The organism is Kitasatospora sp. NPDC001175 (genome assembly GCF_053598215.1).
Genome location: NZ_JBSFJU010000044.1, coordinates 25,060 through 42,940 on the forward strand (window position 1 = coordinate 25,060; position 17,881 = coordinate 42,940).

Sequence of the window (17,881 nt, forward strand, 5' to 3'; positions counted from 1 at the left end):
ACGGCTGATGGCCGGTCAGCGGCGTTCCACGACCACGTTGGTGGACTTGATGACGGCGGTGGCGGGTGCGCCGGGCACCAGGTTCAGCTCCTCGGCCGACTCCCGGCTGATCAGCGACACCACCCGGAACGGACCGGCCTGGATCTCCACCTGCGCAGCCACGTCGCCGAGCACCACATCGGTGACGATGCCGGGGAAGCGGTTGCGCGCGGACGACGGACGGCCCTCGGTCGCGGCGTTCTCGGGCCTGGCCAGTTCACGGGCGAAGGAGGCGAGTTCGGCCCCGGCGATGATCCGGTGCCCGTGCTCGTCCCGCTGGGCGGCGAGCCGGCCCGCATCGACCCAGCGCCGCATGGTGTCGGCGCTGACGCCGAGCAGCGCCGCGGCCTCGCCGATGCGGTAGGGGTTGATCGGCCGGTCGGGCTGGCCCATGAGCGCTCCTGGCGGTGTGGTCCGGTGGGGCTGTTCTCCTCCGGGGCCATCCTGCCGTACCCGGCGGTGCTGGTTCGACCAAGGGTCGATCGGAGCCGTTTCCACTCCTGAACGGCGGGATTCGGGCACGGTCGCCGGCTGCCCAGGCGTCGGAGACGCGTCGCCCTGAACCGCAGGAATCGGGCACGATCGCCGGCCACCCGGGTGGCCGTGTGGCCGGTTGCGGTCGCCCCGGGCGCCGGTTCACGGCCCGCCGAACAGCTCCCGCCGCGCGGCTCGCACCACGGCTCGGCCGAGCGGACGAGCGGATGAGCGGGATCCGTGGACCCGGGCCGCCCCGGAGCGCGGCTACTCAGAGTGCCGCGGGCTCGGCCTGCGCCGGAGCGGCCGCGGCGGGGCCGGCCAGGTGGTCGCTGAGCCAGGCCATCGAGGCGGGCAGCATCCGGTTCCAGGTGTTGAAGTTGTGCCCGCCGTTGTCGAGCATGATCCAGGAGACGTTCATCGGCCGCTGCACCGCGTCGATGAACGCCTTGGTGGCCTGGTAGTAGTCGCCGTCGCCCTTCCTGGTGCCGCCGACCAGGACCGAGATGCGCGGCTGCGGGTGGTGTGCGAGCCACCAGACCAGGTCCGCCGCCTCCCGGCGCCCCTGCTCGCCGCCGAAGAGGTCGCCGGTGTCGACGTCGTTGTCCGCCTTGTAGTAGCCGGAGAGCGAGACCGCCGCGGCGAAGGCGTCCGGGTGCTTGATCGCGAACTTGAGCGCGCAGTAGCCGCCGGTTGAGTCGCCCATCACCGCCCAGCCTCGCGGGTCTTCCGAGACCCGGTAGGAGGCGCGTACGGCGCTCGGGACGTCCCGGGTGAAGTAGGTCTCGGTCTGCGGGCCGCGCGGTACGTCCTCGCACTCGGTGTCCCTCGGCAGCACCGGGGACGGGCGCATCAGGACCAGGACGGTCGGCTTCATCCTCCCTTCACCGATCAGCCGCAGCTCCGTGCCGGGGTAGTTGAGGTTGGTGATCAGGTTCTTGGCGATGCCGGGGAATCCGGTGATCGCCACCATCGCCGGGAACTTCTCGTCCGCGTAGGCGGGCTGGAAGTACTGCGGCGGCAGGTAGACGTAGCCCTCGGTGCTCAGGCCGGTGCCGGCGCCGGGGATCCTGACCCGCTCCAGCCGGCCGACCACGGAGGGCTCCCGGGTGACGGTGTTGCCGCCGTGCACGTGCTCCTTGCCGAGCGTCTGGACGCCGCTCTGCTTGCCGTCACCGGTGAACTTGTCCCGGATCGTGACCGAGCCGTCCTGGTTGGTGCCCAGCAGATCCGACCAACTGCTGTAGAAGGAACCGTAGTTGTTGGCAATCAGGGCCAGGGTGCACACCACGGCGAGCTGGGTGCCGAGGATGGTCGCGATCCGGCCGAGTACGGCCGCCCAACCGCCCCTGGCGAGCCTCGGCCAGAGTCGGACCGTCCCGGCCACCATGAGCAGCGAGACCAGCGCGGACAGCGCCAGCACCTTGTGCGAGGTCAATCCCATGCGGCGTCCGCCCCCATACCCTGGCACGGCGGTTCGAGGCGCCGTGCTTCCTTCCCCAGACTGCCAGAGGACGGACCCGAGCAGCTCTGACCACAGGTGGAGCCCTCACAGCTCTCACCCCGCCGATCGACGGGACCTCGGGGCCGCCTGCCGCACTGTCAGATCACCTGCTGGCAAAGGTTCATCGCCCCCTGCTCCCCACCCGCCGCTCAGTACGCGTGCTGGGCGACCACCTCGGCCGCCAGCGCGAGGGCCGACCGCGCGGCGGGCCCGCGCAGCTCCAGCAGCGCCAGCACCAGGGCGTCCACCACCACCAGGTGCGCGAGGCGGCTGGCCACGGCCTCAAGGCCGAGCACCAGCTCCTGGCCGCCCGCGACCAGGCTGAGGCCGCTGGTCTCGGTCAACGGTGAACGGGCGTAGCTGGTGAGGGCGACGACCTCGCCGCCCGCCGCGCGGGCCCGGCGGGCGGCGTCGACGACCGTACGGGTGGCGCCGCTGTGGCTGACGGCCAGACAGGCCGCGCCGGGGGCAGGCAGCCGGCGGCGAGCTGGGCGGTGGACGGGTCCGGCGGTACGTCGACGGCCATGCCGAGGGCCCGCAGCCGGTGCGCGGCATCCAGCGCCACCGCGCCGGAGAGGCCCTCACCGAGCACCAGCACCCGTCCTGCCGAGGCGAGCACCTCGGCGGCGTGCTGGATCTGCTCACCCCCGACGGTGGCCCCGACTCCCCGCAGCGCCTCCTGCACCGCTCAGCGCGACGGCGAGCGCACTGCCGTCCCCCGGCGCGGGCGGCCGGGGCGCCTCTCGCGCAGCCTCGATCTTGATCTCCTGGTAGCCGCGGAACCCCAGCCGCTGGCAGGCCCGGACCACCGAGGACGGCGCGGTGTTCGCGAGCTCGGCCACATCGCTGACGCTCAGTCGGACGACGACCTGTGCCGACGTTTCCGCCGGTCTTACCGAGTCCTCCACAGGCTTTCGAGCCCGAAGGCTCCGTTCCCGCCCGTCCGGCGGCACCTGACTCGCCAGTCGTACCGGGAGTTGCGGCGGATCGCCGGTACCGGCTCACCCTGGCAAGGTCGTTCCGGTCGGCCGCGGTCAGGCCCGTCGCCGGAGCACGGCGCAGCTGAAGCGGTCCGGCGGGACGGGCGGGAGCACGGTCGCGTCGGGGTAGATCGAGCGCATGTGCCCCTCGGTGCAGAAGACCATGTAGTGCGTACGCTCCTCGCCCTCCCGGCACCAGTCGTCGCCGGAGTCGAGGAAGAAGTCCTCGTTGTTGACGAGAGTCGCCCAGGTGAGCGGGGCGCTGGTGGCCTTGGCCGCGAGGGCGTCCACGTCCATGCCGGGCTCCTGGAACCAGCGGGCGGAGGCCAGCCGCCACCGGAGGTTGTCGAGGTCCGGCCACTCCTCCGCACGCGCCCAGCCCGGCGGCGGCTTGAAGTAGGGGTCGATGAAGGTGAAGGCGAGGACTCCGTCATCGGTGAGGAAGGACCGCAGCTGACCGACGAGTTCACGCATCTCGGCCTTGCTGGTGTGGTTGAAGACGGACTGGGCGACGATGACGTCGAACCGTCCGAGATCGGGTACGGGCAGCTGCTTGGTACCGCTCGGGTTGTACTCGAAGTTGTAGCGGTCGTAGTGCAGGAAGGTGGCGTCCGGATAGCGGCGGCGACCTTCCTCGACAGCCTGCGGAATGACGTCCAGGCACCAGTATTCGCCGTGCCGGATCGTACACGCCTGATCGAGCAGCAGATTTCCCACGTTCCCGCCGAAATCGAGTACTCGTTTGGCCGGCCAGTCGGGGCGGCCCAACTGCTGGTCGAAGTAACGGAACTGGCCCGTCCGGGCGGAGATGTAAGGAGCCGGACCGCCCCTGTCAGGTGTTCCCGTCATGCGGTTCTCCACGTGTGCGACAAGAATGGGCGGCCTACCGCGGTGCGAATGCCCAGCGTAGGCAACCGGCTGCGGCCGTGCCGGAGCCGCGCCGAACGCCGGGGAAACGGCGGGTGCCGTGCGTCCGGTGTGGCGCCGGTGGCGGTCCGGCCGCCCTGGCTAGACTCGGCCGCCGAGAGGACGTGATGCCGTGATTCTCGAAGTGCGCAAGGTGGCCGGGAACATCGGCGCCGAAATCGCCGGCCTTGACCTCGCCGCCGATTTGGACGGCGGTACCGTCGCCGAGATCCGCGATGCCGTGCTCGCTCACAAGGTGGTCTTCTTCCGCGGGCAACGGCTCACCCCGGAATCGCAGCAGGCCTTCGCCCGACGATTCGGCAGCCTTACCACCGCGCACCCGGTGATGCCCGCCGCCGAGGGCTACACCCGGGTTCTCGACATCGACACGTCCAAGGTCTCGGTGGCGGCCGACTTCTGGCACACCGATCTGACCCACCTGCACCGGCCACCGCTCGCCGCCGTCCTGCGTGCCGTCACCGTGCCGCCGTGGGGAGGTGACACCCTGTGGGCCAACACGGCTCACGCCTACACCTGTCTTCCGGCCGGGATCCGCGCCATGGTGGACGTCCTGTGGGCGGTGCACACCAACACCTTCGACTACGCCACGTCGATGCGGGCCCAGGAGGACAGCAGGCTGGGCGAGCTCCAACGGAAGGCGCAAGGCGCCGTCTTCGAGACCCTCCACCCGGTGGTGCGCGTGCACCCGGAGACCGGTGAGCGGGCGCTACTGCTCAGCCACAACGCCAGGTTCAGCCCGGGCATGAGCGCCCCCGACTTCGAGGCCCTGCGCCGGCTCCTGCAGTCGCACATCACCACGCCGGAGAACACCGTGCGCTGGCGCTGGGCACCCGGAGACGTCGCCTTCTGGGACAACCGCGCCACCCAGCACTACGCCGCCCTGGACTACGGCGACCAACCGCGCCACATGCAACGAGTGACCCTCGTCGGCGACGTCCCCGTCTCGGTGGACGGCCGCCGCAGCGAGGCACTGACCGGCGACGACAGTGCGTACAACGGAGGCCGGGCCGCTTCCCCCGCCTCGTGAGCCCACCGCGCGTTCAGGTGGCGGAGCCTCGCCGGACGTAGCGCTGCGCACTCCTGCGCGCACGATCACCCATGGCTCTCCGCAGTTGCCCGTCGTCCATGAGGCGGCCGAGCTGGCGGGCGAGGCCGCTGCCGTCTCCCGGCCTGGCCAGCAGGCCGTCCTCACCGTCGTGGATGAGTTCGCGCAACTCCGCGCCGCACGCCACGGCCACGCAGGGAACGGAGCACGACATCGCCTGCAGCAGCTCCAGCGGGAACTCCGCGCCGCAGGAAGTCCGGGCGAAGACGGCGCAGTTCCGCAGAGCGCTGGTGGCGTCGGCGCTCTGCCCCATCCAGTCGATGGTGCCGGCCAGCCCGAGCCCGATCCAGCGGGCCCCCAGCGCCGCCCCCAGCGCCGCCTCCGGCGGGCCTGCCGCATAGATCTTCAACCGCCAGTCGGGCCGGAACGGGGAGACCTTCGCCCAGGCGTCGACCAGTACGCCGAGGCCGTCGTCCCCGCCGGGCCCCCCGATGGCCACGACGGCCTTCTCCGACGGATCGTCCTCGCGTCGGCGGTGGAAGTAGTCCCGTATGCCGGGCTCGATGGCGGCAAGACCGGCCGGAGTCCAGCTGAACACCCGTTCGCCGTCGGCTCGTAGATGCCGCTCAGGTACCAGTTCGGCCAGCAGTCCGTGTCTGAGGTCGTACTCGCGGGCGTGCAGCGGCCCGTGTTCCAGGATCTCGACATCCGCCTCGACCGCCACCGGCCGGACGCCGCCCAGGCCGCTCAGCCAGCGTTGGAGTTCCGCCAGCCAGCGGTCGTGTGCCGCCGCCACCGCCGGCGACCAGGAGTCGAGCACCATCCGATGGCGGCTGCGCCAAGGGGCGTTGGGTGTCGGGACGTTGTGCAGGAGTCCCCAGGTGAAGATCGAGTCGCCGCCTCCGACGAGCGCGAGTTCGAACAGGCCGGGCCCGTCGGTGAACAGGCTGCGGCTGGCGCCCCAGGCCACGCCCATGATCCCGTCGAACCTGCCGTGCATCGAACTGACCCTGGATCGTGAGGACTCGCCCTCGCTCGTGCTGTAGTGCGCCCTCCGGAAGCACTGGATGACCGGGGCCCGCTCGAACGCGTCCGCGACCGCGTCCCCCCAGTCGGCAGCGACCAGCACGTCACTGTCCACCCAGACGACTCGGGTGAACCGCGGCGGAAGGCTGCGCGCCGCCAGGTTGATCAGGCGCTCCTTGTGCCACATGAACGGGCACTCGTCGTCCCAGAACGCGATGTTCGCCCCCGGCGGTCGCTCGGTACCGGCACCGGTCAGGAACACCTGGTCGGCGACGCCGGCCCGGCCGAACGCCGCCAGGCACCGCGCCAGCTTGCGGGGATGGGACCGGTAGCCGACGGGGTTGAAGTACGGGATGACGATGGCCGTTCCGCTCAGGGGCATCGGAGGCAGCCTCCCGTCTCCCCCGTGCTGCTCCGAAAACCTCCCATGCCGCCAGTCTCACCGCTCGGACCGGCACCGGCACCTCTGCCGGCCCCGCATCGGCCCCGCCGGCACTGCGCGGGCGCTGCTGGCCCGCTCCGGGCGGGTGCGACGATCGGTGGGGCCACCGGACAAGCGGTCCCGTTCGACCGGCGTGACACCGTACCTCGCGCCCGGGCTCGTCGAGGACGAGCGGCGTCACGCCCCGCGCCCGGCCGGGCCGGACCAGCCGTCGCCGTCCCGGCGTCCCTGACGTACCGCGCTCGTCAGAGCGGCTCTCCCGGGCGCCGCTGGGTCACCCGCCACAGCCGGCGCGGCAGTTCGCCCTCCTCGAAGGGGTGCACCTCGACCGGGTCCCATCCCTCGGCGAGCGAGTCGACGAGCGTCCGGGAGAAGAAGTGCACGGCGAATCCGCCGTGTTCGAAGATCTCGTCACCATGGGCGGTACCCACCCCGAAGTGGGCGTCGCCGGTGTGCCGGACGGTGTAGACGAAGGTGCCGCCGGGCCGCAGCACCCGCCGCACCTCGGCCACCAGGGCCCGGATCTCGGCGGTGGAGAGGGCCATGCACAGCAGCATGTGGGCGAAGACCGCGTCCACCGAGGCGTCCGGTAGGGCGAGCGGCTCGCGCACGTCCTGGACGGCGCAGCCCACCGACAGCCCGGCGGCCTCGGCCCGCTCGGCCAGTTGCGCCAGCGCGACCGGGCTGAAGTCGGTCGCCTGGACGGTGAAACCGCTCGCCGCGAAGTGCAACGCGTCGCGCCCGTGCCCCGCGCCGAGTTCCAGTACCCGCCGCGCCCCCGCCGCCCGGAACGCCCCGGCGGCGTACCGTGCCGCCTCCGAGGGCCGGTCGCCGTACATGCCGGGGTGGTCGGTGTAGGTGCGCTGCCAGTGCTCCTGCTGGACACGGGCCAGCTCGCGCCCGGCCGGTACTTCGTTCTGTGCCACACCTCACCGTACGCCGGAGTTGATCACCCAGCGCATCCGGCCTGGGCGCGGGGCCGCTCGGCGGGCATGACATCCTCGCTCCCATGGACTCCGCAGCTCAGCCGCTCTCCCCCGCCGCCCGCCGCAATCCGGTCGGCGCCCATGTCCCGGTCGCCGGGCGCGGGCTGGTGGGCACCGGGCTCGCGTACGCGCGGAGGGTCGGCGCGGAGGCGGTGCAGGTCTTCGTCGCCAATCCGCGCGGCTGGGCCACTCCCGCGGGCGACCCGGTGCAGGACGAGGAGTTCCGCACGGCCTGCGCGGCGGCGGGGATCCCGGCGTACGTACATGCGCCGTACCTGATCAACTTCGGCTCGGACTCCACCGCGACCAGGGCCCGTTCCACCGAGTCACTGCGCCACTCCCTGCTGCGCGCGCACCGGATCGGGGCGCTCGGGGTGGTGGTGCACACCGGTTCCGCGGTCGGCCGGGCAGCGGACGGCGGTTCCCGGTACGCCGAGGCGATGTCCCAGGTGCGCGAGGACGTGCGGCCGCTGCTGGACGAGCTCGACGCGCTCGGCGAGGACGCGCCCTGGCTGCTGCTCGAACCGACCGCCGGGCAGGGCAGTTCGCTCTGCTCCCGAATGGCCGACCTGGCCGAGTACACCGCCGCGCTCGACCACCACCCGAGGGTCGGCGTCTGCCTGGACACCTGCCACGCCTTCGCCGCCGGGCACGATCTCGCGGCCCCGGACGGGGTCGCCGAGACCCTGGACGCCCTGGTCTCGGCCGTCGGCCCCGGCCGGCTGCGGCTGATCCACGCCAACGACTCGATGGACGTGGTAGGCGCCCGCAAGGACCGGCACGCCAACATCGGCGCGGGGCACATCGGTTCGGACGCCTTCCGGGAACTGTTCGCGCACCCCGCCACCGAGGGCGTGCCGCTGATCATCGAGACCCCGGACGGCCGCCACGACCCCGACCGGGTCGAGGGCGCCCGCCACACCGCCGACCTCGACCTGCTCAAGCGCCTGCGCGCCGAGGCGCACCCGGGCCGCTGACCGTCGTCCGCTCCGGCCGGGCCGGGCGGGCTTCGCGGCCGGGCAGCGGCACGGGCTAGGCTCACCAGGTGCCCCACCACTCGCCCCCGGCCGGCCCGGCCCTCGCCGCCCCACCGTCGCCCGACGCGCGGCCGACGACCGGACCGGGCTCGTCCGCCGCGTCCTGGATCCGCTCGCCCTGGCCGCGGTTCGCGCTGCTGCTGGCGATCCTCGCGGCGGCGGCCGCCTCGCTGCTGTTCTGGGACCCGACGCAGCTGCTGACCACGGGGGCGCCGGGGCTGTGGCGACTGCCCGTCTTCGCCCTGGTGTACGCCCTCGGCACCCTGGTCTTCGTCCCCAAACCCGCGCTGAACACCGCCGCCGGGCTGCTGCTGGGCGTCGCCTGGGGGCTGCCGCTGGCCGTACTCGGCACCACCCTCGGCGCAGCGATCGCGTTCGTCCTGGGCCGGGTGCTCGGACGCGACGCCCTCCGCCCCCTGCTCAGGGCCAGGGTGCTGGCCGCGCTCGACCGCCGCCTCACCGAGCAGGGCTTCCGCAGCGTGCTGCTGCTGCGGATCATCCCGGGCGTCCCCTTCCAGGCGGCCAACTACGGCGCGGCCTTCTCCGGCGTCGGGATGCTGCCCTTCCTCTCCGGCACCGCTGTCGGCGTCCTGCCCGGCACCGCCGCCTACGTCGTCGCGGGCGCCACCGCGGGCTCCCCCTCCTCCCCCGCGTTCCTGCTCTCCGCCGCGGCGATCGGCCTCATGACCGTCCTGAGCCTGTTCTCCCTCTGGCGCGCCTCGCGCCGGGGCGCCGCCCGAAAAGCCTTCGCGGCGCCGGGCCCGGAACTGGTAGGAAGCGGGAATGAGTACTCGATCCACTGACCCGCTGGAGACGCTGCTCGCCGAACGGGCCTGCGAGCGTCTGATCGTCGACTTCCTGCGCCGGCTGGACCTGGGCGACCCGGGCTCGGTGGCCGAGCTGTTCACCGACGACGGGGTGTGGGAGTGGCCGCACGGGGAGCGCCGGGTGCAGGGGCGGGAGGCGCTGCACGAGTACTTCGGCTCCCGGCCGGCCGACCGGCTGTCCCGCCGGATGTGCAGCAACGTCCTGGTCACCGTCACCTCCCCCGACACCGCCGAGGCGACCTCGTACTTCGCCACGTACCGGGTCGACGGCTACACCGGCGGGATGCTGCCGCCGATGCTGCCCGCCAACGTGGGGCACTACGAGGACACCTTCCGCAGGGTCGACGGCCGTTGGCTGCTCGCCACCCGGACCACCTTCCTGCCGTTCGGCGGGCCGACCCACCGGCTCTGAGCCGCCCGTACCTCCCGTGGGACCGGCCGGGCGTCCGGACACCGCTGTGCCGGCAGCGGAGGCGGAAGGCATTGCCTCGGCAAATTCGCTGTCGGTGTGTCAGTGCCGGTCGCCACAATGTCCGGCATGAGCATCGAAGCCGCTTCCGCCGCCCGTGTCCGTCTCGATCCGCCGATGGCCGCCGACGAGGCGACCATGCTCGCCGCCTGGCTGGACTACCACCGGGCCACGCTCGCCCTGAAGTGCGAGGGGCTGACGGCCGAGCAGCTCCGCGTCCGCTCCGCCGCGCCCTCGTCGCTCTCCCTGCTCGGCCTGGTCCGGCACCTGGCCGAGGTGGAGCGCTACTGGTTCCAGAACATCCTCTCCGCCAGCGACGCGAAGAGCCTGTACTGCGCGGAGGACGAGGACGGCGACTTCAACCAGGTGGGCACCGCCGACCCCGACGAGGCGTTCGCCACCTGGCGCGCCCAGATCGAGCTGGCCCGCACGGCCGCCGCCGGCCTCCCGCTGGAGACGACCGGCAAGCGCCTCCGCCACGGCGAGGAGGTCACGCTCCGCTGGATCCTGGTCCACATGATCGAGGAGTACGCCCGGCACAACGGACACGCCGATCTGATCCGCGAATTGATCGACGGAACAACCGGCGAGTGAAGCTGTTACAGGATCGTTGACAGGCAGTCAACTCGTCACTGACACACACCGATAAGGTCTTCGCGCGCAACCGTTCGCCGAACTGTGCCGTCGCAGCAGATATCGAACCGGCTGCTCGCACTGCACCAACCGGCGGTCGCGAGCGGGCACCGAAGTGGTGATCAGTGCGATACTCGGACAGTTCCGGCGAGTGGATGACGTGTCAAAAGGACACGAACACGCGGGGAACGGTACGAGACGAGGCAAGGAGGCGCGGCATGGGAGCACTTCGCGACGAGCACCACAACGGGTGGCTGATGCCTTCCGGCAACTACGCCGCGGCGGTGTACGACGATCCATGGGCGACCCAGGCGGTGGCGCCGGTGGACTCGGCCGTTCCGGCGCCGGCGAAGATCGTCTCGCTGAAGCCCACCGGGTTCGAGTCCGCCCGCACGGTCGGCGAGCACATCCGCGAGGGCATCCCGGTGGTCATGGACCTGACCGAGATGAGCGAGGCCGAGGCCAAGCGCATGGTCGACTTCGCTTCCGGCCTGGTGTTCGGCACCAGGGGGGGTATCGAGCGGATCGCCCGCCGGGTCTTCCTGCTCACCCCGGCCGACGTCGAGGTGATGGTGATCGACCGGCCGCTCGACGAGAGCGGGTTCTTCAACCAGAGCTGAACCAGAGGGGGGCCGAGCGCTCCGAACCCCAGCCCGCCGATGGGCCTCGACCGGGGACGACAGCAGTCGTCCCCGGTCTTTTTTGCTATCCGCAGCCTTGCAGTGAAGTCTCGAATGAGAGATTCAAGCAAAGAATGAGACATCAACGTCTCATCTGATCTACACTCGAAGCATGGCTACTGATCGCGATTCCGTCCTCGAGGCTGCCGTCAGCGTGCTCTCCCGCCGGCCGACCGCCCATCTCGACGAGATCGCGCGAGCCGCCGGCATCAGCCGGGCCACACTGCACCGGATCTTCCCGGGCCGCGAAGCCCTGATCCGCGAGGTCGGCGCGCTGGGCCTGCGCAAGTTCGCGGCGGCCCTCGACAGCGCCGCGATCGAGTCCGGTGACACGCAGTCCGCGCTGCGCCGCCTGGTGGACGCCGTCGTCCCCGACGCCGCGCTGTGCGCCTTCCTCGCGGGCGAGAACCAGCTGTACGACGACCCCGAGATCAACGAGCTCTGGGAGATCCAGGACGCCCGGGTCCGCGCCCTGTTCCTGCGCGGCCAGAAGGAGGGGGCCTTCCGGATCGAGCTCTCGGCCGGCTGGCTCAGCGAGGCGTTCTTCGACCTCGTCGCCGGCGTCGGCTGGGCCGTCCAGGACGGCCGGCTCGCCCCCCGTGACGGTGCCCACTCACTCGTCGAGCTCTTCCTCGGCGGCGCTCTCAGGAGACCTGACCAGTCATGACCACCCCCACCACCGAGTCGACCGGAACCCGGCGGCGCTGGGCCGGCCTCGCCGTCCTGGTCCTGTCGGTCACCCTGGTCGCCGTCGACGCCACCGTGCTGTCCCTCGCGATACCGTCCATCAGCGAGACCCTCGACCCCAGCAGCACCCAGCTGCTCTGGATCGGCGACAGCTACTCCTTCGTCCTCGCCGGCCTGCTGGTCAGCATGGGCGCGCTCAGCGACCGGATAGGCCGCAAGAAGCTGCTGCTGCTCGGCTCCTCCGCCTTCGGCACCGCCTCGCTGCTGGCCGCCTACTCGCCCGGTCCCGGCTGGCTGATCCTGGCCCGGGCACTGCTCGGCGTGGCCGGCGCCACCATCATGCCGTCCACCCTGTCGCTGATCCGCACCCTGTTCCCGGACGCCCGTGAGCGGGCCACCGCCATCGGCGTCTGGGGCGCCGGTGCCACGGCGGGCGCCGCGCTCGGCCCGCTGGTCGGCGGCGTGCTGCTGGAGCACTTCTGGTGGGGCTCGGTCTTCCTGCTCAACCTGCCCGTGCTGCTCCTGCTGCTGGTCCTCGGCGCCTGGCTGCTGCCCGAGTCCAGGGACCCGGAGCCCGGGAGCTGGGACCTGCTCAGCGTGCTGCTCTCGATGGCCGGTGTGATCGGCGTGGTGTACGCGATCAAGGAGCTGGCCGCCAACGGGCTCGGCCACTGGTACGTTCCGGCCGCCCTGGCTGCGGGCGGCCTCGCTCTGGCGGCCTTCGTCCGGCGCCAGCTGCGCCTGGCCTCCCCGCTGCTGGACGTCCGGCTGTTCGGCAACCCCCGCTTCACGGCGGCCGTGGCCGGTTCGCTGGCGTCGCTGATCGGCCTCTCCGGTGTGCTCTTCTTCATGTCGCAGTACCTCCAGCTGGTGCGCGGCTACTCGCCGCTCACCGCCGGCCTCGCCGAGATGCCCGCCTTCGCGGGCGCGGTGGCCGGCGGGCTGCTGACCGCCTGGGTGGCCCGCCGCACCGGCGCCCGCGCCACCCTGGCCGGCGGTCTGCTGGTGATGGGGGCGGGCCTCGGTCTGCTCGGCTGGGTGCACGAGGACAGCGCCTACCTGCTGCTCGGCATCTCCTTCCTGGCCGTCGGCACCGCCGAGGGCGTGGTCTACACGCTTGCCGCAGACCTGGTGCTCTCAGCCGCTCCCGCCGACCGGGCCGGTGCCGCCTCGGCCGTCTCCGAGACGGCGTACGAACTCGGCACGGCGCTCGGCATCGCGCTGGTCGGCTCGGTGGTCACCGCGATCTACGCCGGCTCGCTCCACTTCCCGGCCGGGACCCCGGCCGCGGCTGCCGAACGCGCCGGGCAGTCGATCAGCGGGGCCGTCGAGGCCGCCGCGAGCCTCCCGGATGGACTCGGGCAGCCGCTGCTGGCCCAAGCCGAGCACGCGTTCGTGCACGGGATGAACACCGCGGCCCTGCTCGCGGCCGGACTGCTCCTGGTATCGGCTGCCACCGCCTGGCGCCTGCTCCGCGACCGTCCCGGCACGGCCGCCTCACCCGCCGGCGAACCCACCGGCGACGAGCCCACCGGCGAACCCGGCGAGCCGGCGGCGGCCCCGGCCGCGCGCTCCGGGCTCGCGGCGTAGCCTCCGCTGCTCGGCGGCGCGGGGAACCGCGCGAGTAACTGCCAACGGCCGTAACGGGATTCGAGAGGTGCGCGCGCCCCTGCCGGTGGTGAACTCGCGTTCCCCGCTGGTGGATTGCCCCCGTGAAGCGCCTCACGCACACCCGCGCGAAGTCTCAGTATCTGATGGGGAGTTCGAGTTCGGCCCAGACCACCTTGCCGCTCCTGGTCGGACGGGTGCCCCAGCGGTGGCAGAGCTCGCTGACCAGGTGCATGCCCCGCCCGCCCTCGTCCTCCTCCGCTGAGGTCCGGACCCGCGGCGGCGGCCCCCCGGAGTCGAAGACCTCGACGGTCAGGACGCGGTCACGGAACAGCCGCAGCCTCCGCGGGGCCTCGGCGTGCAGCAGTGCGTTGGTGACCAGTTCGCTCACCATCAGTTCCGCGTAGTCGGTCAGCGCGGAAAGCCCCCACGCACCCAGTGTGGCCCGGGTGAAGCGGCGGGCCCGGGCCGGAATCGGTCCGTCGCCGTCCAGTGGCAGGGTGGCGATCCGGTCGGCGGGGACGGGCAGTGCCCGCGCCATGATCATGGCGATGTCGTCGTCGGTTCCCTCGGTGACCAGCGCGCCGAGCACCGCGTCGCAGCTCGCCTCCAGCGTGCGTCCGCTCCCGGCCAGGGTCTTGGAGAGCAGGCCGATGCCGTCGTCGATGTCCCGGCCCCGGCGTTCCACCAGGCCGTCGGTGTAGAGCGCGACCAGGCTGCCCTCGGGCAGGGTGAACTCGGTGCTCTCGAAGGCCACTCCACCGACCCCGAGCGGCACCCCGGGCGGCAGCGGCACCCTCCGGGCGACCCCGTCCGGAGAGACCCGCACAGGCGGGAGGTGGCCGGCCGAGGCGACCGTGCAGATGCGCTCGACCGGGTCGTACACCGCGCAGATGCAGGTCGCGAACTGGCCCTCGCCGATGCCCACGGCGGTCTCGTCCAGCCGGGTCAGCACCTGCTCGGGCGGCATGTCCAGGGTGGCCAGGGTACGGGCGACCGTCCGCAGTTGGCCCATGGTCGCGGCGGCCCGGATGCCGTGGCCCATCACGTCGCCGACCACCAGCGCCACCCGCCCGCAGGAGAGCGGGACCACGTCGAACCAGTCCCCGCCGACCTCGCTGACCAGGCTGCTCGGCAGGTACCGGTAGGCGATCTCCAGGCCGAGGGTGCGGTGGATCTCCTGTGGCAGCAGGCTGCGCTGCAGGGTGAGCGCGGTCTCCCGCTCGCGCCGGTAGAGCCGGGCGTTGTCCAGGGCGATGGCCGCCCGGGCGACCAGTTCCTCGGCGAGCGCCATATCGGCGGCGGCGAACGGCTCGGGATTGCGGGTGCGGACGAACTCCGAGCCGCCGAGCACCATGCCCCGGGCCATGATCGGCACCATCAGGTAGGAGTGGATGCCCGCCTCGAGCCCCGGTGCGACCCGGTCCGGCGCGGAGACCAGCGCGGCGAGCGTCTGCTCGTCGACATACGTCCGCAGCAGCGGCCGCCCACTGCGCAGGCACTCGGTGTAGGGCCGCTTGGCGTCGTACACGGAGGTCTCGCCCACGGCGTCCGAGGCTCTGACCAGTCCCGACTCGTACGCCTCGCCGACCGCCACCGCGCGCAGCCTGATGCCCCGGTCGGGGGCCAGCTGGGCGGGCTCCTCACCGCGCAGTACCGGTTCCAGCAGGTCCACGGTGGCGAAGTCGGCGAAGCGCGGCACCACCGCCTCGATCAGCTCCTCGGCGGTGCGCTGGAGGTCCAGGGTGGTGCCGATCCTGGCGGTGGCCTCGGCCAGCAGGGTGAGGCGCTCCTGCGCCCGGGCGGCGCGGGCCTCGGCCTGGAACCGCTCGGTGACGTCGATCAGCGAGGAACTGACGCCCAGCACCTTGCCGGTGGAGTCCTCCAGCCGGAAGTAGGAGGCGGACCAGGCCCGGTCGTGGCGCGGGTCACGGGGGGTGCGGCCGTGCGAACGGGCGTCCACCACCGGCCGACCGGTGGCGATGACCTGCCGCATCACGGCTTCGATCTCGGGGCCGTTCAGTCCGGGCAGCACGGTGCTGATCCGGCGGCCGACGTGTTCCTCGACCGGCAGGCCGTTGATCCGGGCCAGCGCACCGTTGAGCCGGACGAAGCGCAGCTCGGTGTCGTAGACCGCCATTCCGATCGGGGACTGGGTGAAGCAGCCGTCCAGCATGGCGAGGTCCGCCTCGACCCGGCGCAGTACGGCCAGGTCGGAGGCGGTGGCGAGCAGCATCCGTGATCCGCCCGGTCCGGAGATCGGGTAGGTGTGGAACTCCAGCTCGACCCGGTGGCCGTCGCGGTGGCGCACCGGCACGACCCCCGACCAGCCCTTCCCGGCCATGAGCCGCTCGAACATGGTGAGGATCGCGGGCCGGTCGACCTCGGGCACCAGCAGTTTGGCGGCGTACGCGCCGACGGCCTCGGCGGCGGTGTAGCCGGTGATGCGTTCGGCGTCCTCGCTCCAGTGCAGGATCCGGCCGTCGGCCTCCACCAGGGCGGTGGCGAGTGGTACCAGCCGGTGGCCCCGCAGACGTGCCGTGTCGTCGCCTGCCGGTGCCGCCTCCGTGTTCCGGCCGGCACCGTCGGGAGCGGTCCACTCGAATCCGTGCATGATCAGGAGCCCACCTGACAGGTACCTTCCCGGTCGGGGCCGGGGCAATCCGGCTCACACCAGACTGCACGGCGCCGGGCCGCCCGGCGACTCAACCGCAGGGCCGGACGGGCGCCTGCCCGGGGTCAGCCGAACCCGCCTGCTCCGGCCCGGCAGAGCGTGCGTCGTGCTCCGGCTGTGCGGCCTACGGCAGCACCGCGTCGAGGGTGCGGGCCCACTGGCGGATGACCCCGGTACGGCGGGGGCCGTCGTCGGTGAGCAGGTTGGCGAGGCCCAGACCGCGGGCCATGTCCAGGGTGGCCTGGACGGTCTCCCGGACGCCCGGGGTGGACTCGTCGGCCCCGAGGAACTCGACCGCGGCGCGGTGGGACTCCCGTCCGACGTGGTTCTCCAGCGCGATGATCCGCTCGCGCAGCGGCTCCTCGGTGGCCGCCGCCACCCAGAGGTGGAGGGCGGCCCGGAACAGCGGGCCGGTGTAGAGGCGGACGATCATCTCCACCACCGCCTCCGTCCTGGCCGGCCCGGCGGGCGGCAGCTCGTCGGCGTGGGCCCGCACCGCGGCCAGCCGCTCGGCGGTGACGTGTTCGACGGCCGCGGTGAACAGGTCCTCCCTGGTCGGGAAGTGGTGCTGGGCCGCTCCCCTGGTCACCCCGGCCCGCTCGGCCACCACCGCGACGGTGGACCCGTTCCAGCCGAGCTCGGCCAGGCACTCCACAGCCGCCTCCAGCAACCTGCGGCGGGTGGCACGACTGCGGGTCTGCTGCGGGGCGCGGGAGGCGGCGGAGTGGAGGCTCATGGCTGCTTTCGGGTGACGGTCCGTCGGTTGCGGCTGATCCTTTCACCCCGGTCGGGCGATCAGCCAGGCGCCCCGGGGGCGCGGGGTACCGCACGGCCGGCCCCTGCGGGGGTGCCGTGCGGCTGCTCGGGAGGCGTCCGGGTGCCCATCCCGTCGCGCGCTCCCCGCACCACCCGGCGGTGCGGGGTGCGCTACCGGGTCTGCCGCGCACGGTCGCGCAGCTCGCGGCGGAGGATCTTCCCCGACACCGACTTGGGTACCGCGTCCAGGAACTCCACCGCCCTGACCTTCTTGTACGGGGCCACCTGCCCGGCCACGTACTCGATGACCTCCTCACCCGTGAGCGCGCTGCCCGGCGTCCGCACCACGTACGCCTTGGGCCGCTCCTCCCCGTCCTCGCCCCTGACGCCGACCACCGCGGCGTCGACGATCTGCGGGTGCGCCAGCAGCAGCGCCTCCAGCTCGGCGGGGGCCACCTGGTACCCCTTGTACTTGATCAGTTCCTTCACCCGGTCCACCACGAAGAGGTAGCCGCGCTCGTCCAGACAGCCGACGTCGCCGGTGTGCAGCCAGCCGTCCTCGTCGATCATCGCGTCGGTCTCGGACGGCCGGGCGAAGTACCCGCGCATCACCTGCGGCCCGCGGAACAGCAGCTCGCCCCGCTCACCGACGCCGAGGTCCTTGCCGGAGCCGTCCAGGGCCCTCACCCGCAGTTCGGTGGAGGGCACCAGCTTGCCGACCGTGCCGCACGGCGGATTCGGGTCGTCCGGCGTCATCACGGCGGCGACCGGCGAGAGTTCGGTCATCCCGTAGCCCTGGTGGATGCGCGGCAGGCCGAGCCGGCGGGCGCAGGCCTCGGCGAGGTCGGCGTCCAGCGGGGCGGCTGCGCTGAGGACGTAGCGGACCGAGGAGAGGTCGTACTGCTCGACCAGCGGGTGCTTGGCGAGCGCCAGGATCATCGGCGGTGCGGCGAACACACCCTCGATCCGCTGCTCCTGGATGGTGCGCAGGAACTGTTCGAGATCGAAGCGGGGCAGCACCACGACGGTGGAGCCGCTGCGCAGCGGCTGGTTGAGCAGGGCAGTGAAGCCGTAGATGTGGAAGTAC

Annotated in this window: 18 protein-coding genes and 1 pseudogene; 8 read left to right on the forward strand and 11 right to left on the reverse strand. The window is 72.4% G+C overall.

The annotated features are described in order from the left end of the window. Nucleotides 1-15: 15 nt before the first annotated feature. From ACWDAK_RS26945 to ACWDAK_RS26970, 6 genes are all read right to left on the reverse strand, one after another. Nucleotides 16-432, reverse strand: coding sequence for a TOBE domain-containing protein (locus ACWDAK_RS26945; protein ID WP_344640812.1), 417 nt, complete (start codon nt 430-432; stop codon nt 16-18). Between the two features lie 352 nt (nt 433-784). Beyond that, nucleotides 785-1,957, reverse strand: coding sequence for an alpha/beta hydrolase (locus tag ACWDAK_RS26950; RefSeq protein WP_427394992.1), 1,173 nt, complete (start codon nt 1,955-1,957; stop codon nt 785-787). Between the two features lie 209 nt (nt 1,958-2,166). After that, the gene (locus ACWDAK_RS26955; RefSeq protein ID WP_344640833.1) at nt 2,167-2,469 is read right to left on the reverse strand and encodes an SIS domain-containing protein; all 303 of its coding nucleotides are present in this window, start codon (nt 2,467-2,469) and stop codon (nt 2,167-2,169) included. Beyond that, complete coding sequence (locus ACWDAK_RS26960; RefSeq protein ID WP_427394993.1) at nt 2,358-2,702, reverse strand: phosphoheptose isomerase family protein; 345 nt, start codon at nt 2,700-2,702, stop codon at nt 2,358-2,360. The genes ACWDAK_RS26955 and ACWDAK_RS26960 overlap by 112 nt, the downstream gene beginning before the upstream one ends. Continuing rightward, a complete protein-coding gene (locus tag ACWDAK_RS26965; protein WP_427394994.1) occupies nt 2,659-2,970 on the reverse strand; it encodes a hypothetical protein in 312 nt (103 codons plus the stop codon). Before ACWDAK_RS26965 ends, ACWDAK_RS26960 begins: the two co-directional genes overlap by 44 nt. 81 nt (nt 2,971-3,051) lie before the next feature. Beyond that, complete coding sequence (locus ACWDAK_RS26970) at nt 3,052-3,846, reverse strand: class I SAM-dependent methyltransferase (protein ID WP_344640815.1); 795 nt, start codon at nt 3,844-3,846, stop codon at nt 3,052-3,054. Nucleotides 3,847-4,036: 190 nt separating this feature from the next. Here ACWDAK_RS26970 and ACWDAK_RS26975 point away from each other — a divergent pair, with 190 nt between their 5' ends. Continuing rightward, on the forward strand, nt 4,037-4,951 hold the full coding sequence (locus ACWDAK_RS26975; RefSeq protein ID WP_427394995.1) for a TauD/TfdA dioxygenase family protein: 915 nt from the start codon (nt 4,037-4,039) through the stop codon (nt 4,949-4,951). A 13-nt stretch (nt 4,952-4,964) separates the two neighbouring features. On the opposite strand, the gene ACWDAK_RS26980 is transcribed toward ACWDAK_RS26975, so the two are convergent. Together ACWDAK_RS26980 and ACWDAK_RS26985 are read right to left on the reverse strand one after the other, a co-directional pair. After that, entirely contained in the window at nt 4,965-6,377 is a 1,413-nt protein-coding gene (locus tag ACWDAK_RS26980; RefSeq protein WP_427394996.1) for a glycosyltransferase, read from the reverse strand. 305 nt (nt 6,378-6,682) lie between these two features. Continuing rightward, nucleotides 6,683-7,363, reverse strand: a complete 681-nt coding sequence (locus tag ACWDAK_RS26985) for a class I SAM-dependent methyltransferase (protein WP_344640818.1) — start codon at nt 7,361-7,363, stop codon at nt 6,683-6,685. A gap of 83 nt (nt 7,364-7,446) precedes the next feature. Here ACWDAK_RS26985 and ACWDAK_RS26990 point away from each other — a divergent pair, with 83 nt between their 5' ends. The 7 genes from ACWDAK_RS26990 (at nt 7,447) to ACWDAK_RS27020 (ending at nt 13,346) form a co-directional block, all read left to right on the forward strand. Then, nucleotides 7,447-8,400, forward strand: coding sequence for a deoxyribonuclease IV (locus ACWDAK_RS26990; RefSeq protein ID WP_344640819.1), 954 nt, complete (start codon nt 7,447-7,449; stop codon nt 8,398-8,400). A gap of 68 nt (nt 8,401-8,468) precedes the next feature. Beyond that, nucleotides 8,469-9,263 carry a TVP38/TMEM64 family protein gene (locus ACWDAK_RS26995; RefSeq protein ID WP_344640820.1) on the forward strand — a complete coding sequence of 265 codons (795 nt, stop codon included), beginning with the start codon at nt 8,469-8,471 and terminating at the stop codon, nt 9,261-9,263. After that, nucleotides 9,244-9,699: a nuclear transport factor 2 family protein gene (locus ACWDAK_RS27000; RefSeq protein WP_344640821.1), complete on the forward strand. Its 456-nt coding sequence runs from the start codon at nt 9,244-9,246 to the stop codon at nt 9,697-9,699. The genes ACWDAK_RS26995 and ACWDAK_RS27000 overlap by 20 nt, the downstream gene beginning before the upstream one ends. 126 nt (nt 9,700-9,825) lie before the next feature. Further along, the gene (locus tag ACWDAK_RS27005; protein ID WP_344640822.1) at nt 9,826-10,350 is read left to right on the forward strand and encodes a DinB family protein; all 525 of its coding nucleotides are present in this window, start codon (nt 9,826-9,828) and stop codon (nt 10,348-10,350) included. A 257-nt stretch (nt 10,351-10,607) separates the two neighbouring features. Next, entirely contained in the window at nt 10,608-11,009 is a 402-nt protein-coding gene (locus ACWDAK_RS27010; protein ID WP_344640823.1) for a cell division protein SepF, read from the forward strand. A 172-nt stretch (nt 11,010-11,181) separates the two neighbouring features. After that, nucleotides 11,182-11,736, forward strand: coding sequence for a TetR/AcrR family transcriptional regulator (locus tag ACWDAK_RS27015; protein ID WP_344640824.1), 555 nt, complete (start codon nt 11,182-11,184; stop codon nt 11,734-11,736). Beyond that, nucleotides 11,733-13,346, forward strand: a complete 1,614-nt coding sequence (locus tag ACWDAK_RS27020) for an MFS transporter (protein ID WP_427394997.1) — start codon at nt 11,733-11,735, stop codon at nt 13,344-13,346. Before ACWDAK_RS27015 ends, ACWDAK_RS27020 begins: the two co-directional genes overlap by 4 nt. A gap of 154 nt (nt 13,347-13,500) precedes the next feature. On the opposite strand, the gene ACWDAK_RS27025 is transcribed toward ACWDAK_RS27020, so the two are convergent. The 3 genes and pseudogenes from ACWDAK_RS27025 to ACWDAK_RS27035 all read right to left on the reverse strand — a co-directional run. Next, nucleotides 13,501-15,978 carry a SpoIIE family protein phosphatase gene (locus ACWDAK_RS27025; protein WP_427394998.1) on the reverse strand — a complete coding sequence of 826 codons (2,478 nt, stop codon included), beginning with the start codon at nt 15,976-15,978 and terminating at the stop codon, nt 13,501-13,503. 184 nt (nt 15,979-16,162) lie between these two features. Beyond that, nucleotides 16,163-16,774, reverse strand: coding sequence for a TetR/AcrR family transcriptional regulator (locus tag ACWDAK_RS27030; protein ID WP_427394999.1), 612 nt, complete (start codon nt 16,772-16,774; stop codon nt 16,163-16,165). A gap of 191 nt (nt 16,775-16,965) precedes the next feature. Then, nucleotides 16,966-17,880, reverse strand: a pseudogene (locus ACWDAK_RS27035) (AMP-binding protein); the annotation flags it as partial. Between the last annotated feature and the right edge of the window lies 1 nt (nt 17,881).

Bases quoted from the DNA above. Each gene is read 5' to 3' on its own strand.
- ACWDAK_RS26945 (WP_344640812.1), bottom strand. From the start codon at position 432: ATGGGCCAGCCCGACCGGCCGATCAACCCCTACCGCATCGGCGAGGCC.
- ACWDAK_RS26950 (WP_427394992.1), bottom strand. From the start codon at position 1,957: ATGGGATTGACCTCGCACAAGGTGCTGGCGCTGTCCGCGCTGGTCTCG.
- ACWDAK_RS26970 (WP_344640815.1), bottom strand. From the start codon at position 3,846: ATGACGGGAACACCTGACAGGGGCGGTCCGGCTCCTTACATCTCCGCC.
- ACWDAK_RS26980 (WP_427394996.1), bottom strand. From the start codon at position 6,377: ATGCCCCTGAGCGGAACGGCCATCGTCATCCCGTACTTCAACCCCGTC.
- ACWDAK_RS26990 (WP_344640819.1), top strand. From the start codon at position 7,447: ATGGACTCCGCAGCTCAGCCGCTCTCCCCCGCCGCCCGCCGCAATCCG.
- ACWDAK_RS27000 (WP_344640821.1), top strand. From the start codon at position 9,244: ATGAGTACTCGATCCACTGACCCGCTGGAGACGCTGCTCGCCGAACGG.
- ACWDAK_RS27005 (WP_344640822.1), top strand. From the start codon at position 9,826: ATGAGCATCGAAGCCGCTTCCGCCGCCCGTGTCCGTCTCGATCCGCCG.
- ACWDAK_RS27010 (WP_344640823.1), top strand. From the start codon at position 10,608: ATGGGAGCACTTCGCGACGAGCACCACAACGGGTGGCTGATGCCTTCC.
- ACWDAK_RS27015 (WP_344640824.1), top strand. From the start codon at position 11,182: ATGGCTACTGATCGCGATTCCGTCCTCGAGGCTGCCGTCAGCGTGCTC.
- ACWDAK_RS27020 (WP_427394997.1), top strand. From the start codon at position 11,733: ATGACCACCCCCACCACCGAGTCGACCGGAACCCGGCGGCGCTGGGCC.
- ACWDAK_RS27025 (WP_427394998.1), bottom strand. From the start codon at position 15,978: ATGCACGGATTCGAGTGGACCGCTCCCGACGGTGCCGGCCGGAACACG.
- ACWDAK_RS27030 (WP_427394999.1), bottom strand. From the start codon at position 16,774: ATGAGCCTCCACTCCGCCGCCTCCCGCGCCCCGCAGCAGACCCGCAGT.